A 15516-nucleotide genomic window follows, 5' to 3' on the forward strand; every position below is an offset into this window, starting at 1 on the left:
GCCGGCTTTGTTCTAAGGAACGTCGAATGCTTTGCCCGCGAACGGGCGAATATAATGCGAGGTTTGCGTTTCGATGTTCGATCTTCTGAGAAGAGCTGCTCACACCTGGGTTGCTAAGCTCCTCATGCTGCTTCTGGTCGCCTCTTTCGGCATCTGGGGTGTGTCACGCTCGCTCATATCAGGCGGCAATAGCACGACGGTCGTCAGTGTCGGAGACCAGCACGTGGAGGTCAACGAATTCCGTTTGGCATACCAGCGGCAGGTCGCAAATCTCAGCCAGCAGTTCGGTATGCGGCTGACGCCCGATCAGGCCCGCGCCTTTGGTGTCGAACAGCAGGTATTGGCGCAGCTGGTTGCCGGCGCGTCGCTAGATCAGTTGGCCGAAGACATGAACCTCGGCCTATCGCAGGATCGGCTTGCGCAACTGATCGGCGACGATCCGGCCTTCAAGGCCGTCAACGGTCAGTTCGACCGCACCCTCTTTACGTCGCGACTGCGCAATGCCGGCATCCGCGAGGATGACTACATCAAGGAGCGCAGCAAGGTTGCCGTTCGCAGCCAGATCGTCGATGCTGTCTCGAACGGCTTCACCGCGCCGAAGACACTAGTCGATGCGCTCAAGCTCTATCGCCAGGAAAGCCGCGGCATCGACTACGTGTTGCTGACCAATGCCAATATCGAGCCGATCAAGGCGCCTGCCGAGGATGTGCTTACCAAGTGGTTCGAAGGTGCCAAGACGCGCTATCGCGCACCGGAATACCGCAAGGTCGCTTTCCTCAAGCTTCAGCCGGAGGATATCGCCGATGCTGCCTCCGTCACGGATGATCAGATCCGCGAGGACTTCGAAAAGCGGAAGGACAGCTTCCGCACACCAGAGACCCGCACGATCGAGCAACTGACCTTCCAGAACAAGGATCTCGCCAATGCCGCCGAGGCCGCGCTGAAAACCGGCACGACTTTCGATCAGCTGGTGACCGATCAGGGCAAGACGTCAACCGACGTATTCTTGGGCGAGTTCTCCAAGGACAAGGTTCCGGATCAAGCCGTTGCGGATGCGGCCTTTGCAGTCTCAAAAGACGGTGGAACGACGCCTGTTGTGGATGGCACTTTCGGCCCGGTTGTCCTGCGCGTCAGCAACATCAAACCCGAGAGTGTCAAGAGGCTTGACGATGTCAAGGACGAGATCCGCAAGCAGCTCGCCGTTTCCAACGCTTCGCAGGAACTCATTAACGTACACGATCAGATCGAGGATCTGCGCGGCTCCGGTTCGACGCTGGAACAGATTGCAGAGCAGCTCAAGCTCAAGGCTGTTGTGGTCGAGGCCGTCGATGCCACCGGTCTCGACAAGAACGGCAACGAGGTCAAGGATATTCCGGCCAAGCAGCAGGTTCTTGGCGCGGCCTTCAGGACGGATGCCGGCGCCGACGCTCCTTCCCTATCGATCGGTACTGACGGTTATCTCTGGTTCGACGTCCGCGACGTTACGCCGGAGCGCGACCGCCCCCTGAGCGAGGTCAAGGACAAGGCCGTCGCTGATTGGACTGCTGAGCAGCAGAAGCTTGAACTTGCCAAGAAGGCCGAAGAACTGAAGCAGCAAGCCCAGAAGGGAACATCGCTGGCTGATATCGCTGCGCCGCTTGGCATAACCGTCGAAAGCAAGACCGGCATTACCCGCGGGACCGATGATGCGGTTCTCGGTCGTGCCGGTGTTGCCGCTGCCTTCTCCGGTCCGATGGACACGGTTGCCAATGCCGTCGGCGGCGACCCGACGACCCAAATTCTTCTCAAGGTCACTGAAGTGAATACGGAACCGACGAGCGACGTGCTCAACAATCAGGACCAGCAGATCACAGCAACGGCAAACGCTGCCGGCGATGACATTCTCGATCAGATGGTCAACCTGCTGCAGACGCAGTACGGCGCATCGATCAATCAGTCTCTCGCCGATCAGGCGGCAGTCCGCTAAGGGGGAACATAAGCGCATGACAGATCTGAAGCCGCTTTTGGCGAAGGCTGCGAGCCGCGAGCCGCTGACACGTGAGGAGGCCCGCGAGGCCTTCGACATTCTGATGTCCGGTCAGGCGACGCCTTCGCAGATCGGCGGCTTCCTGATGGCGTTGCGCGTCCGTGGCGAAACGGTCGACGAGATTGTCGGCGCCGTGACGACGATGCGCTCCAAGATGCTGACCGTTGATGCGCCGGCCGACGCAATCGACATCGTCGGAACTGGTGGCGACGCGAGCGGGACCTACAATATCTCGACGCTGGCCGCCCTCATCGTCGCCGGTGCCGGCGTACCCGTGGCCAAGCATGGCAACCGGGCCTTGAGCTCGAAATCGGGTGCAGCAGATAGCCTCGCCGCTCTTGGTGTCAGGCTGGATGTAAGCCCTGAGGTGATCTCCCGCTGCATTCGCGAGGCTGGTGTGGGCTTCATGTTCGCCCAGCAGCATCACTCGGCAATGCGTCATGTGGGTCCGACCCGCGTCGAACTCGGCACGCGGACGATCTTCAATCTGCTTGGCCCGCTGTCCAATCCGGCCGGTGTGCGCCGCCAGTTGCTTGGCGTGTATGCGCCGCAGTGGGTCGTGCCGATTGCGGAGGTCATGCGCGATCTCGGTTCCGAAAGCGTATGGGTCGTCCACGGCAACGGCCTTGACGAGATCACGACCACCGGAAAGACGAGTGTTGCAGCACTCGAGGACGGCAAGATCCGCACGTTCGAACTGTCTCCCGCGGATTTCGGCGTCGAGCCCTGCCGGCTGGAGGCCATCAAAGGCGGAGACGGTGTGGTGAACGCCGCCGCTCTGCGCGACGTCTTGAGCGGCGCAAAGAACGCGTATCGCGATATCGCGCTTGCCAACGCAGCTGCGTCGTTGGTGATATCAGGCAAGACGGAGATGCTTCAGGACGGCATGCGGCTTGCTGCGCAGTCCCTGGACAGCGGTGCGACGGCCGCGGCCCTCGATAAACTCATCGCCGTGTCGAACGACATCGACTAGGATAGAGCCATGACCGACATCCTGAAGAAGATCGAACTCTACAAGCGGGAAGAAATCGCCGCGGCAAAGGCGAAGGTGTCGTTGGCCGATCTGAAGGCGATGCAGGCGGATCAATCGGCGCCGCGCGGCTTTCGCCGTTCGTTGGTTGCGAAGTCAGAGGCTGGCCAGTACGGCCTGATCGCCGAGATCAAGAAGGCCAGTCCGTCCAAGGGTCTGATCAGGCCCGATTTCGATCCGCCATCTCTGGCCAAGGCCTATGAACTCGGAGGTGCAGCATGCCTTTCGGTGTTGACCGACACGCCAAGCTTTCAGGGTGCGCCGGAATTTCTGATGACGGCGCGTGCGTCGTGTTCGCTGCCGGCACTGCGCAAGGATTTCATGTTCGAGACCTATCAGGTGCAGGAAGCGCGTGCCTGGGGTGCCGATTGCATCCTGCTGATCATGGCCTCACTTTCGGATGACGATGCAAAGCGCCTTGAAGATGAGGCCTTCGGCCTTGGTATGGATGTGCTGGTGGAAGTCCACGATGCCGAGGAGATGGAGCGGGCGCTGAAACTCGCGTCCCCGCTCGTTGGCATCAACAATCGCAACCTCCGGACATTCGAAGTCAGCCTTGAGGTCAGCGAGAAACTCGCGCCAATGGTTCCCGAGGATCGCCTGCTGGTAGGCGAAAGCGGCATCTTCACGAATGCTGATTGCAAGCGTCTCCAGGCGGTTGGCATCGACACCTTTCTGGTTGGTGAGAGCCTCATGCGCCAGGAAGACATTGCGGCAGCCACGCGTGCGCTGCTCTTCGGCGAAGCCGTGCTGGCGGCTGAGTGACATGAGCGGGGGCCAATCCGGATTGACCCACATTGATGCCTCCGGCGAGGCGCACATGGTCGATGTCGGCGACAAGGTCGAGACCACAAGGGCTGCTACAGCCGAAGGTTACGTGCGCATGGCAGCGGCGACACTCGATCTTATTCGCGCAGGCAATGCGAAGAAGGGCGATGTTATCGGCACAGCCCGCCTTGCCGGCATCATGGCGGCCAAGCAGACGAGCAATCTGATCCCGCTCTGCCATCCCCTCATGCTTACGAAGGTCTCGGTCGACATCACGGAGGATGCCGATCTACCCGGCCTGCGCGTCAGTGCGACCGCGAAGCTGACGGGCAAAACCGGGGTCGAAATGGAAGCGTTGACCGCCGTTTCCGTTGCCTGCCTGACGATATACGACATGGCCAAAGCTGCCGATAAGGCCATGGAAATCGGGGGAATCAGGCTGCTCGAAAAATCTGGCGGCAAGTCTGGAGACTTTCGTCATCCGGAGTACGGCAAATGAGCATGCTCCCCGTTGCCGAGGCGCAAGATCGTCTGCTGTCGCGCGCAAAGCCGGTTCAGACGAGAGAAACCGTTTCTCTGGCGGAGGCCGAGGGCCGTGTGCTGGCAGCTGACGTTCAGGCCAAGCTGACCCAGCCGCCTTTCGACGCGTCCGCGATGGATGGATATGCACTGCGCCGCGAGGATGTTCCAGAGCCCGGCGCCGAACTGAAGCTTATCGGCACATCGTCAGCCGGCCGCGGGTTCGACGGTGTCGTCGGCACGGGAGAGACGGTGCGCATCTTTACGGGAGCCCCCGTTCCATCAGGCGCGGACAGCGTGTTGCTCCAAGAGGATGCTGAGAAAATCGAAGGCGGCATCCGCGCGACATTTGCAGTTCGGCTTGGCCAGCACATCCGGCCCCGCGGCCAGGATTTTGTTGAAGGCGAAGCCGTGCTCAAGGCAGGCACTGCGCTTGACTTTTCCCGCCTGACCGTGGCCGCCGGCATGAACCATGCGGCGCTCGAGGTCTGGCGCAAGCCAGTCGTCGCGTTGCTCGCCACCGGTGACGAATTGCTGCCGCCCGGAAGCTCGCCTGCGCCCGCTCAGATCATTGCGTCGAGCACCTTCGGTATTGCCGCGCTGGCCCGCAAGGCTGGAGCCGAGGTTCTCGATCTCGGGATCGTGCCCGACGACAAAGCCGCGATTTCGGCGGCGGTCGAGCGCGCCCGGCAGGCCGAGGTCGATGTCATCGTGACGCTCGGCGGCGCGTCAGTGGGCGACCACGATCTGGTGCAGGCTACGCTGCTCGCGGCGGGCATGACTCTTGATTTCTGGCGGATTGCCATGCGCCCGGGCAAACCGTTAATGGTGGGCAGCCTCGGGGAGACGCACGTTATTGGTTTGCCCGGCAACCCGGTATCGAGTCTCGTCTGCGGGCTGCTGTTCCTGGAGCCATTGGTTCGCAAGCTTGCCTCACTTGCGCCGGTCAGACGCGACGCAAAGGTGGAGACGGCGGTAACGCTCCGTGCCAATGACCAGCGACAGGACTATGTGCGAGCCACGCTGTCGCGACTGCCGTCAGGTGCCCTGTCGGCAGAGCCGTTCGGCAAGCAGGACTCGTCGATGATGAAGATATTCGCTCGGGCCGACTGCCTGATCATTCGGCCACCCCATGCGCCCGAACTGCCCGCAGGAAGTCCCTGCCCTGTGATGATGCTAAGACCGACCTTCTTGGCTGAAACCGTCTAGTCTGCCGTTTCATTTGTGGTGCTGGGTATTTGCTCAACCAACTGAAAGCAGGATTGAGATGACGAAGGAGACCGTCCGGGACACGCATGCCATGCTGTCCGGCATGACGCCTACCCTCATGAATGGCGAGTTCGTATTCTGTGTGATGCCCGACGAGGATGTAGCTCGGCTTGCGGTTCCCGATACGCTGGCTTGGTTTCGCGAGCGCGAAGGAATCTCCCTGATCCTCTCGAAAAACCGGGCCGAGCAACTCGGCATCAATTGCGATATGCCGATGCGGCGTATCGTTCTCGACGTTCTTTCGTCGCTGGAAGGTGTCGGGCTGACGGCCGCGGTTGCCTCGGCGTTGGCGGCCCGCTCAATACCGTGCAACATTGTAGCGGCCTACCATCATGATCACGTCTTTGTTCCAGCAGCCATGGCGGAATTGGCGCTGGAGATTTTGCTGCAGCTGCAGGAAGCGTCGTCCAACTGAGCGTCGTCCTTGATCACCCGTCCGCCCCCAGGGTGAAGACGCCGCCAATCGCCGCCTGGCCGGTCGAACCATCGCCGAAATCGGGGACAGCATATTCAGCGATAAGCCTTAGAGCCGCGAGCGGCAGCGACCGTCTACGTGGATCCCCTATGAGGACGTCGATGCCTGCTTTGCGACAGGCAGTAAGGAACGGCAAGACTCTCGCTACCAGCTGTGCACTATAGAAGACGTCCCCCGCAAGAATGACATCCACGTCGGGTGGGGCGCTTGAGAGAACATCGGTGCTCGTTACTTCGACTGTCACACCGTTCGCTTCCGCGTTGAGACCGATTGCCGAGGTGGCGTTCCTGTCGATCTCCGCTGCGATCACCCGGGATGCTCCGCATTTTCGCGCCACGATCCCGACGACGCCGGAACCTGCGCCGAGATCGAGGACGCGGCGATCGCGAACGATATCTGGATGCTCCAGAATGTGTCTGGCAATCAGGGTTCCTCCGGCCCAGCTATAGGCCCAGTACGGCGGTGGATCCTCCGCGTCGTTGGCTCTGAGGCGCGAGAGCCCGCTGCCGGGATGAGCCGTATAGAGCAGTATCTCAGGCAAGCCTGATGCCGGCTTCAGATGCAGGTTTTCGACGATAAAGGTGCGAACGTCCGCCCCGCAAAGAGCGCGGGAATCTGGGCTGTCCTCACGACGGTGCACTCCGCTCATTCGCTTCCCGCTCGCCCGATCAATAGTTCTTCATCGCCAGATGCGGCATCCCGCCATCGGGAAATTCATCGCCGAAGGCGACGAATCCAAAGCGCTTGTAGAGAGCTATCTTGTCGCTTTGCGCGGTCAGATAAAATCGGTTCTCACGGACTGATCGGTGTTCATTCATCGCATAGGTCATCATGGCGCTTGCGACGCCATGACCGCGCCATGCGTTGCCGACGGCGACGCGGCCGATCTTCACATGCTCCTCGGCATGAATGATCCGCAGCGTTCCGCAGACCTCGCCGTCCGCTATGGCAACGACGTGGTGCGCGATGAGGTCGAAAGCATCGAACTCTTCATCGCCAGGGACGTTCTGCTCGACGATGAAGACCGCGCGCCGCAGCTTGAACGCTTCGTTGCAAAGAGTGCTGAAAACAGGAACCGTCAATACGACCGTATCTGCCATTGTCCTCTCCGCGATCTCTGCCGGCGATACAAAAGCTGTAGCACCGGCGAGATGTCATCCCTTCTTCTTCGAGAACTTGGGCTTCGGGTCACCACTGCCCTTGCCCTCGAACTTCGGCTTTCCGGGCTTCTTGCCCCAAGGCTTTGCATCGCGTCGCTCGTCATCGCTGCGGGCTTCCTTACGGAACTTATCCTTCGGGCGATCGTCGCTGAATTCACGGCGCTCGCCAAAGACTTTCTTGCCGGCATAGGGCTTCGAGGCAGCGGGCTTGTTGAAATCGGGCGTGCCGTTCAGAGGGGTGACGCGGATGCCGCGCTCCATCGTCTTGTTCTGACCGATCGCGTGCAGGAAGGTGTCGGCGCTGGCCGCTGAAATCTCGACGTAGGTCTCGTCGGTCTGCATCTTGATTGCGCCGATCTCCCGCTTCGTCAGATTGCCGTTTCGGCAAATCATCGGGATCAACCACCGTGGCTCTGCGTTCTGCTTCCGGCCGACGGAAATCGAAAACCAGACGCTAGGCCCGAAATCATCGCGCGGCCCTTTCTGATACGGTTCGCGTGGCCCGTCGGCGTGTTCGCGCTGCTTGCCGCCGCGGCTATCCTGGACCGAGACCGCGATCAGATCCTCCGGTGCAGACTGGTTGGAACGGTAGAGGTTGACGAAGGCGGCGGCGAGCTTTTCGGCCCCGTGCGCATCGAGAAGCCGCTTGACCAGGTCCTGAGCTTCCTCGCTCGGCGCTTCCTCGAAGATCGGGTCTGCAAGCAGACGCGCTTCGTCGCGTGCTGTGACCTCTTCGGCCGACGGCGGACGTGCCCACGCGGCGGAGATGCCTGCATTGGCTAGAAGGCGTTCGGCCTTCCGGCGAACGTTCAGCGGCACGATCAGTGCGCTGACACCCTTGCGGCCGGCCCGGCCCGTTCGGCCGCTGCGATGAAGCAGGGTCTCCGGATTGGTCGGCAGGTCGGCGTGGATGACGAGGTCGAGGCCCGGCAGGTCGATCCCGCGGGCTGCAACGTCCGTGGCGATGCAAACGCGGGCGCGTCCATCACGCATCGCCTGCAGCGCATGGCTACGTTCGTTCTGCGTCAGCTCGCCAGACAGCGCGACGACGTTGAAGTTGCGGTTGTGAAAGCGAGCAGTCAGATGATTGACCGCGGCGCGCGTTGAACAGAACACGATGGCGTTGGTCGCTTCATAGTAGCGCAGAACATTGATGATGGCGTTTTCGCGATCGCTCGGTGACACGACAAGAGCCCGATACTCGATGTCCCCGTGCTGCTTTTCTTCGGCTGCCGTCGCAATCCGGACCGCGTTCTTCTGATAGCTCTTCGCAAGTTTCGCGATGGCCGCCGGAACCGTCGCTGAGAACATCAGCGTCCGACGATCATCGGGCGAGGAATCGAGAATGAACTCGAGATCTTCTCGGAATCCGAGATCGAGCATTTCGTCGGCTTCATCAAGCACGACAGCCTTAAGCGCGGAAATATTGAGCGCGCCGCGGCGGATGTGATCGCAGAGGCGACCGGGCGTACCGACGACGATATGGGAGCCACGCTCCAGCGCGCGGCGCTCGCTGCGGATGTCCATGCCGCCGACGCAGCTGACAATCAGCGCGCCCGTTGCTTCGTAAAGCCATTCAAGTTCGCGCTTGACCTGAAGCGCGAGCTCTCGCGTCGGTGCGATCACGAGGGCCCGCGGTTCGGCTGCGGGCCCAAAACGGTCCCCGTTTTCAAGCAATGTGGGCGCCAGCGCGAGGCCGAAGGCGACGGTCTTGCCGGAGCCGGTCTGGGCCGAAACGAGGGCGTCCGACGCAGCAAGCGCCGGGTCGAGCATGGCCTTTTGGACTGGCGTCAGCTCGCTATAGCCGCGCTTCACCAACGCCTTGGCGATCGCCGGAACGACGCCGTTAAAATTTGTCATGTTGTCTATCTTTCGGAAGTCTCACGCGCATGTTGCGCTCTGGCCGGCAGTTGCCAGCAGAGAAGTTGGGCCGTTCCTACTTCGTCAGACGGCAAATGTCAAAGCGGATGTCCCTGCCAGAGCCATACATCGATGCCTTCACTTCGGCCTCGAATGCGCGCTTGTGCGGGGCCTTCGAGCCGGCCAGAGCGAAGCGGCACGCTATCCGCCCCAGCCGCTTTGATCAATGCCGCGCTCAAGGCCAGTTCAACGCCACGTGCTGCTGCCACCTCCATCAGGCGGCTCGCGACGTTCACGGTGTCACCGGTGGCGGTAATTTGCTGGCGATTGCCGCTCCCGAGCCGCGAGGCGACGACCGGACCGCAATGAGCCCCGACCTTGAAACCGGTGTTGCGGCCGCGAAGGGCCGGATTGGCGACGAGCCAGGGCCGCATCCGCTCACACAGGCTGACTGCGCAGGCGGCGGCCCGCGTAGCGTCGTCGTCGGCCGGTTGCGGCAAACCGAAGAGAATCATCGCACCATCGCCCATGAAGCTGGTGACCGCCCCGCCATGCGAGCGCGCCTCCGCGTCGACCAGCTCGAAGAAATCGCTGAGAACTTCGCGGACATTCGTCGCGCCGATTGCCTCGCTCAAGCCCGTGAAGCCGGAGAGGTCGATGAAGATGACCGCAGCGTCCTGCCGGATCGGTTTTGCGAGAAAGTTCGGATCGCGCGCGAGCCACTCGCCCAGGCCCGGTGCCTCGATGCGCTGCAGGAGATCGCTTTGCGCCGCGAAGTGCGCGGCCTGACGACGATCCATCCAGATCTCCGCGGCGCCGAAGAGCAGCACCGGCGGCAGGGCTGCTGCGATGGGCAGTGCTGCGCTGAACCAGTAGCCATGCGCGAAGGCGGCAATGTTCAAGGCGGCCCATGCGACCGCCGCGGAGGCAATGATGGCATAGCCAATGGCACTGCGCCGCCACGCAAGCAGGCTGATCAGAAGTAGTGGCAGAGCCACGGCTATGAGCGAATCGAGCAAACGCACATTGCGGTCTCTGACGATGCTGTCGCCGGCAATCAGATGTGTCGCTGCAGTCGCCATCACTTCCACGCCCGGCAATACCGGATCGAATGGCGTCGGGAAGACGTCGCCGCCGGCGGTCACCGTGGAGCCGATCACGACGATCCTGTCCTCGATCGCCTTGGCGGGAAGCTTGCCGGCCAGTGCGTCCACAGCGCTGAAGGTCGGAATGGTGCCGCGTGGGCCGTAGAAGGTAATGGGCAGTCTCTGCCCGTTGTCGGTCGGCAAATGCCGATCACCGAGCGCAAGCCCGCCGGGTGAGAACGCAGGATTGATACCGAGTGCCAGCGACGCGACCCGCAGCGGAAACGACGCATCGACACGCTCGATCCAGCGAGAGATCAGCGGAATGAAGCGCGGTGTGCCGGACTCATCGGTGGCGACGTTGACCACGCCGACGGCCGCAACGTCGGAAAAGCGGCTAAGTGGCAACAGCATCTGGCTGGCCGTCGGTATCGCCGCCAGCGGATCGTTGGCGTCGTGACTGACCACTTGTACGTCTTTTGGGAAAACGCCGGCGGCGGCGATGACACTGGGCGTCTGCTGCAGCGCCAAAGTCAGCGCCGCATCGCCCTCGTCCGATCCTGGATCAACCAGCAAGAGATCGAGTGCTATGACTTTCGGCTTCAAGGCGCTGACGGCGGCCACTACGCGGGCGAGCGTCGCCCGATTGAGCGGATAGCCGTTGTCGGCGGCGGTCTGATCGTCGATTGCGACGATGCTGGTGATCGGCGGAGGCACTCGCGCGCCGATAACAGTGCTTCGCAGATCAGTGAGCGAAGCCTCGAGGCGGTCGAGGAAACTCACACTGCCCGAAAGATGCATATAGCCGAGAAGCCCGCCCCAGAGTGCGGAGAGCAGCAGCGCGATCGTGATCAGGAGCCGTCTGCCCTGCATCGGCGCTATTGGCCAAGGCGGGCAAGCAGGGTCGCAGCGCGGGCCGGTGGCCAGCGGCGCACGGTCAGCGGGCCGCTGCCTCGCGTGACGTCAACACCCTCGCCCACATTCAACGTGACCCGCCGTCCCGCCGAGGGACGACCGACCGCGACGCGGCCGCGGACGACAAAGACGGACGTCGTGCCGCTCTTGACATCGACGGCCCAGCGCGTGCCGCGGACGGCCGCGATCGCCTGTGGCGTGACCACTTCGAATCCGTCTGGTCGCTTGGCGCGGTCGACATCCACGAGCACGGCCTTGTTGCGCAATGACACCGCGTCCGGTCGCCCATCGCGGTTACGGTCGATGACATTGAAGCGGGCCCCACCCTCGGCAATGATCGTCACACCATCCGCGCATCGCATGACTTGCCGCGAGGTCCCCGCCACGCGCTCCATGGTGCATCCGCTGGCTTGCGCAAACGCTGCATCCGAGGCGAACAGACAGGCAGCGCCAACCCACACGACCAGCGCCAAAAGCATTCTGGAGTTTACAAACATATCCGTCCCCTCTGCATGCACGATCGGACGACCCCCGGTGCGCGGCGGCCATCATACGCTGATTGCTGCAGCACGCATGCCGAAACGTCAACGGCTATCCGACATAGTCTATGCCTTGAGCGGTGTTTCGATTGCCGGACCAGTATAGCGCGCTCTTGGACGAATGAGATGGCCGCTCTCGACCTGCTCCATGGCATGAGCGAGCCACCCGACGGTTCGAGCGAGCGCGAAGATCACAAGTGGAGCATTGTCAGGAAGATTAAAAATAGCAGTCATCGCCGTTAGCGCGAAATCGATGTTGACGCATTCTCCGATGATTTCCTGCCCCACCGCCGCCAGCTTGGCGTAGCTCGGCGGTAAGGCGAACTGCGACATCAGCGCTTTTGCTCTGATGTCTCCGTCCGGATAGAGCGGGTGGCCGAACGCGGGGAGCGACCTTCCCTGCGTCAGCGCCTGTCGTACGGTCGCGCCGGCCCCGAGGGCGTCGACGTCTTCGATCAATGAGGCGACGCCCTGCCACGCGCCGCCGTGGAGTGGTCCGGTCAAGGTCGAGAGGCCCGACAGTACTGCGGCCGACAGCGTTGCGCCTGAAGAGGCTGCCACCCGTGTGGCGAAGGTCGATGCGTTGAGCTCGTGATCTGCGAGGAGCACAAGCGCGCGCCTGATGCAGTTGGCGGCTTCAGGCCTGCACCAACTCATGGCGAGGCGCAGATGCAATGGCGAAGTGGTGGTATCTGGTGCCAAGGCAGCAGCCACGGTCGACAGGATACTTTGCGCGTCGGCCTTCAGCACCTTCGGCGACCGTCCGAGGGTCGGCAGGTCGTGGGTAACGCGCTGCGCTAGCAGGACAAATGCCCGCTCCAGCGAGGGTGATGCTTCTAGAGCCTCACCCGGTGCCGCCGCAATCTGTCCAGAGTTCCACAGAAGCGCTGCGGTCTCCTCGAGCGTCGCATGTTCAGCCCAGGTCGCAGCATCCTGGCCACGATAGTAGAGCCGACTATCCAAAATGGCGGAAATGGCAGACGGCAATACCGGATCGCCCCATTGCATGGTGTCTGCCGCAACCGTCTCAGTCTTTCGGCGGCCCGCGTGTCGCTCGGCCAGCCGCATCACGTCTGCTGCGCTGTAAAGACTTCGCCGCGGATCGGTGGCATCGGGTTTTGCCCGGATGCGGCCGCGGCTCACATTGGCGTAAAGCGTTTGCGGCTTCGTACCGAGTTTCTCAAGCGCCTGCTCGGCGGTCAGCCAGGGCATCCTGTCCTCTTACATTGATCAATTACGTCAAGATTGACGTCAATCAACGTAGGCTCGATCCTGCTCTGCGTAAAGGAGGTGGCATGAAAGAGGCCGCGCCCGCTGAGAGAACGGATCACTGAGATGCAGGTGATGATCGAGGGACAGTCACACTTCCAGCCTTTCGGCTTACCTTATTGGGGTTTCGAAGATCTCAATAAGGGAGTTGGAAGCATGACTGCCTCTTATGAATACCATATCGGCGTCGACTACCACAAATCCTACAGCCATCTGGTGGTGCAGGATTCGGCGGGTAAAACGCTGCGCTCTGGCCGTGTGAAGAATGACCGTCAGTCGCTTGGCGGCTTTTTGGAGCGGTATCGGGAGAACTCGCATGCCGTGGTCGAGGCCACCCGCAACTGGATGGTGATGTATGACTGGCTCGACGACATTTGTGATGATGTCGTTCTCGCCCATCCGTGGAAGGTCAAGGCGATTGCCGACGCCAAGATCAAGACCGACAAGATCGATGCGACGGTGCTGGCGCATCTGCTTAGAGCCGACCTGGTGCCGGAGGCCTGGGCACCCGGCGAAAAATCTCGGGAGCTTCGCGTCGCGCTGCGCGAACGGATGTTTTACGTGCGGCTGCGCACAATGACGAAGAACCGCATCGTCACGGTGTTTGATCGCTATCCGGAGCAGACAGCCCAGCTCAAGAAGCTCGGCGATCTGTTCGGCAGGGCCGGCCGTGTCCAGCTAGCGCAGGTCAACGTCTCAGAGATCGACCGCATCCAGATCGACCGTGGCCTCGACTTCATCGGCGACATTGACATCAGGATCAAGCAGTCGGAAGCAACGATCCGGGCGATGACCAAGGCCAATGCCAACGTCAAGCTGTTGAAGACGATCCCCGGCATTGGCGAGTTCTTCGCCCGGCTGATCGATGCCGAGATCGACGACATATCGCGCTTCCGCAACCCGAAGAAGCTTGCCGCCTATGCCGGGCTCGTGCCCTCGACCTATTCCTCCGGCGGCAAGACCTTCCACGGCAAGATCATCAAGCAGGGCAACAAGTGGCTGCGCTGGGCCTTCGTCGAAGCCGTCACCCCCGCCATCGCCACCGATGCGCAGCTTCGCGCCCAGTATGAACAATTGAAGATCAGAGGAGTGAACAAGGCGCGAGTTGCCATCGCGCGCAAGCTTTTGACGATCGCCTTCCAGATTCTGCGTGACCAGCGCGCTTACGAGCCGCGCGGCACTGGCACCACGGAAGGCGCGTCGACGATATCCCGGCTGTCCTGATGGTGTTTTAGCGAGCCCGGCAGGATCTGGGCTGCGCTCCTCAAGGAGAATGGGAAGCCGGGAGCCGAACGCCACTCTGTGACCGAAGCCACAAGCATCAGGGTCACGCATTGGAGAATGGTTCGAGAACCGAAGGACGCAAACAACTGTCCGGCGGAGGGAAGAGATTTAGCCGATCGGCGAAAATGCCGGTCAAATAACAACAGAACCCAAGGAAAAGCCCGCAAATGCTGGTGTTTTACCCCTTGTGTTCTTTCATTGGAGAACACCATGAAGAACGGTTTGGAAGATGTCATCGCAGCTGAAACGCAGCTCTCCGATGTGGACGGCGAAGCGGGTCGTCTGATCATCCGCGGCGTGTCGCTCGATCATCTCGTTTCAACGGCAACCTATGAAAGTGTTGCAGCTCTATTGCTCGACGGATTGACGGAGCGGCATTTTGCTGCCGCAGAACTCCGCCCGTGGTTGGGCGAAATGCGGGAACGCCTGTTCGCTCACGTGACGGCGCTCGATTCGGAGCTGCTAGCATTGCCGCCTGTGGATGTCATGCGGGCTCTCATTGCTCGCCTGCCGGATGGTGAGGATTTCGAGGCCGCCCTTCGATTGCTGGCTGCGCCTGCCGTCTTCCTGCCGGCGATTCTCCGTCTGCAGGCTGGGAACGACCCGGTAGCGCCCGACGGCTCCCTTTCTCAGGCGACCGATATCCTGCACATGCTGACCGACGAGTTGCCGAGTGCGGAGCAGACAGCTGCACTCGACGCCTATCTTGTCACTATCTCCGACCATGGACTGAACGCCTCGACCTTCGCATCGCGCGTCATCGCCTCGACGCGAGCCGGGCTCACCTCATCGGTGCTCGCGGCGATAAGCGCCCTCAAGGGACCGCTGCATGGCGGTGCCCCCGGCCCTGTGCTCGATATGTTCGACGCGATCGGAACCGACGGGAATGCACGCGGCTGGCTCGGCCAGGCGCTGGACCGCGGCGAGCGCCTGATGGGCTTCGGCCATCGCATCTACCGGGTGCGTGATCCGCGCGCCGACGCCCTCAAGCAAGCCCTGCGACCGCTGGTTTCAGCCGGTCAGGTCGATCGCCATCGGATCGAACTTGCAGAGGCTGTCGAGCGTACGGCGCTCGCCATCCTCAAGGAGCGCAAGCCGGACCGTCCGCTTGATGTCAACGTCGAGTTCTACACCGCCTTGCTGCTCGATGCGCTGGGCTTTCCGCGCGAGTCCTTCACCGGCGTGTTCGCCATCGGAAGGACCGTGGGCTGGATCGCACATGCCCGCGAACAGGCGCTGGAGGGCCGGCTAATCCGGCCACGCTCGGTTTATGTCGGGCCGTTGCCAAGAGCGGCGTGACCATCGGCAGGTAGCCCG

14 protein-coding genes are annotated in these 15516 nt (G+C 61.8%); 8 read left to right on the forward strand and 6 right to left on the reverse strand.

All coding sequences use genetic code 11. The features are described from left to right. The first annotated feature begins 73 nt into the window (after positions 1–73). The 6 genes from ACSQ9D_RS07590 to ACSQ9D_RS07615 are packed head-to-tail and all read left to right on the forward strand — an operon-like array spanning position 74 to position 6027. The gene (locus ACSQ9D_RS07590) at positions 74–1966 is read left to right on the forward strand and encodes a SurA N-terminal domain-containing protein (protein ID WP_436281722.1); all 1893 of its coding nucleotides are present in this window, start codon (positions 74–76) and stop codon (positions 1964–1966) included. A gap of 16 nt (positions 1967–1982) precedes the next feature. After that, on the forward strand, positions 1983–2999 hold the full coding sequence (gene trpD, locus ACSQ9D_RS07595; protein WP_436281723.1) for an anthranilate phosphoribosyltransferase: 1017 nt from the start codon (positions 1983–1985) through the stop codon (positions 2997–2999). A gap of 9 nt (positions 3000–3008) precedes the next feature. Then, a complete protein-coding gene (gene trpC / locus ACSQ9D_RS07600; RefSeq protein ID WP_047517018.1) occupies positions 3009–3821 on the forward strand; it encodes an indole-3-glycerol phosphate synthase TrpC in 813 nt (270 codons plus the stop codon). A 1-nt stretch (position 3822) separates the two neighbouring features. Continuing rightward, positions 3823–4323: a cyclic pyranopterin monophosphate synthase MoaC gene (moaC, locus tag ACSQ9D_RS07605; RefSeq protein ID WP_037121975.1), complete on the forward strand. Its 501-nt coding sequence runs from the start codon at positions 3823–3825 to the stop codon at positions 4321–4323. Continuing rightward, positions 4320–5552, forward strand: a complete 1233-nt coding sequence (locus tag ACSQ9D_RS07610) for a molybdopterin molybdotransferase MoeA (RefSeq protein ID WP_436281724.1) — start codon at positions 4320–4322, stop codon at positions 5550–5552. The genes moaC and ACSQ9D_RS07610 overlap by 4 nt, the downstream gene beginning before the upstream one ends. Positions 5553–5610: 58 nt before the next feature. After that, complete coding sequence (locus ACSQ9D_RS07615) at positions 5611–6027, forward strand: ACT domain-containing protein (RefSeq protein WP_436281725.1); 417 nt, start codon at positions 5611–5613, stop codon at positions 6025–6027. A gap of 13 nt (positions 6028–6040) precedes the next feature. Here ACSQ9D_RS07615 and ACSQ9D_RS07620 read toward each other — a convergent pair whose 3' ends face one another. From ACSQ9D_RS07620 to ACSQ9D_RS07645, 6 genes are all read right to left on the reverse strand, one after another. Beyond that, complete coding sequence (locus tag ACSQ9D_RS07620; RefSeq protein ID WP_436281726.1) at positions 6041–6736, reverse strand: class I SAM-dependent methyltransferase; 696 nt, start codon at positions 6734–6736, stop codon at positions 6041–6043. Between the two features lie 19 nt (positions 6737–6755). Further along, on the reverse strand, positions 6756–7187 hold the full coding sequence (locus ACSQ9D_RS07625) for a GNAT family N-acetyltransferase (RefSeq protein ID WP_436281727.1): 432 nt from the start codon (positions 7185–7187) through the stop codon (positions 6756–6758). A gap of 54 nt (positions 7188–7241) precedes the next feature. Beyond that, positions 7242–9107 (reverse strand): DEAD/DEAH box helicase, encoded by a 1866-nt coding sequence (locus ACSQ9D_RS07630; RefSeq protein ID WP_436281728.1) that lies wholly within the window; start codon positions 9105–9107, stop codon positions 7242–7244. 98 nt (positions 9108–9205) lie between these two features. Beyond that, positions 9206–11065, reverse strand: a complete 1860-nt coding sequence (locus tag ACSQ9D_RS07635; RefSeq protein ID WP_436281729.1) for a CHASE2 domain-containing protein — start codon at positions 11063–11065, stop codon at positions 9206–9208. 5 nt (positions 11066–11070) lie between these two features. Further along, entirely contained in the window at positions 11071–11604 is a 534-nt protein-coding gene (locus ACSQ9D_RS07640; protein ID WP_436281730.1) for a FecR domain-containing protein, read from the reverse strand. 108 nt (positions 11605–11712) lie between these two features. Continuing rightward, positions 11713–12858, reverse strand: coding sequence for a citrate synthase family protein (locus tag ACSQ9D_RS07645; RefSeq protein WP_436281731.1), 1146 nt, complete (start codon positions 12856–12858; stop codon positions 11713–11715). A 213-nt stretch (positions 12859–13071) separates the two neighbouring features. Between ACSQ9D_RS07645 and ACSQ9D_RS07650 the strand changes: the two genes are divergently transcribed. Continuing rightward, the gene (locus ACSQ9D_RS07650) at positions 13072–14139 is read left to right on the forward strand and encodes an IS110 family transposase (protein ID WP_436283783.1); all 1068 of its coding nucleotides are present in this window, start codon (positions 13072–13074) and stop codon (positions 14137–14139) included. A gap of 270 nt (positions 14140–14409) precedes the next feature. Then, positions 14410–15498, forward strand: coding sequence for a citrate synthase/methylcitrate synthase (locus tag ACSQ9D_RS07655; RefSeq protein ID WP_436281732.1), 1089 nt, complete (start codon positions 14410–14412; stop codon positions 15496–15498). Positions 15499–15516: the final 18 nt, after the last annotated feature.

The organism is Rhizobium sp. LjRoot258 (genome assembly GCF_964254185.1).
Taxonomy (GTDB): Bacteria; Pseudomonadota; Alphaproteobacteria; order Rhizobiales; family Rhizobiaceae; genus Rhizobium.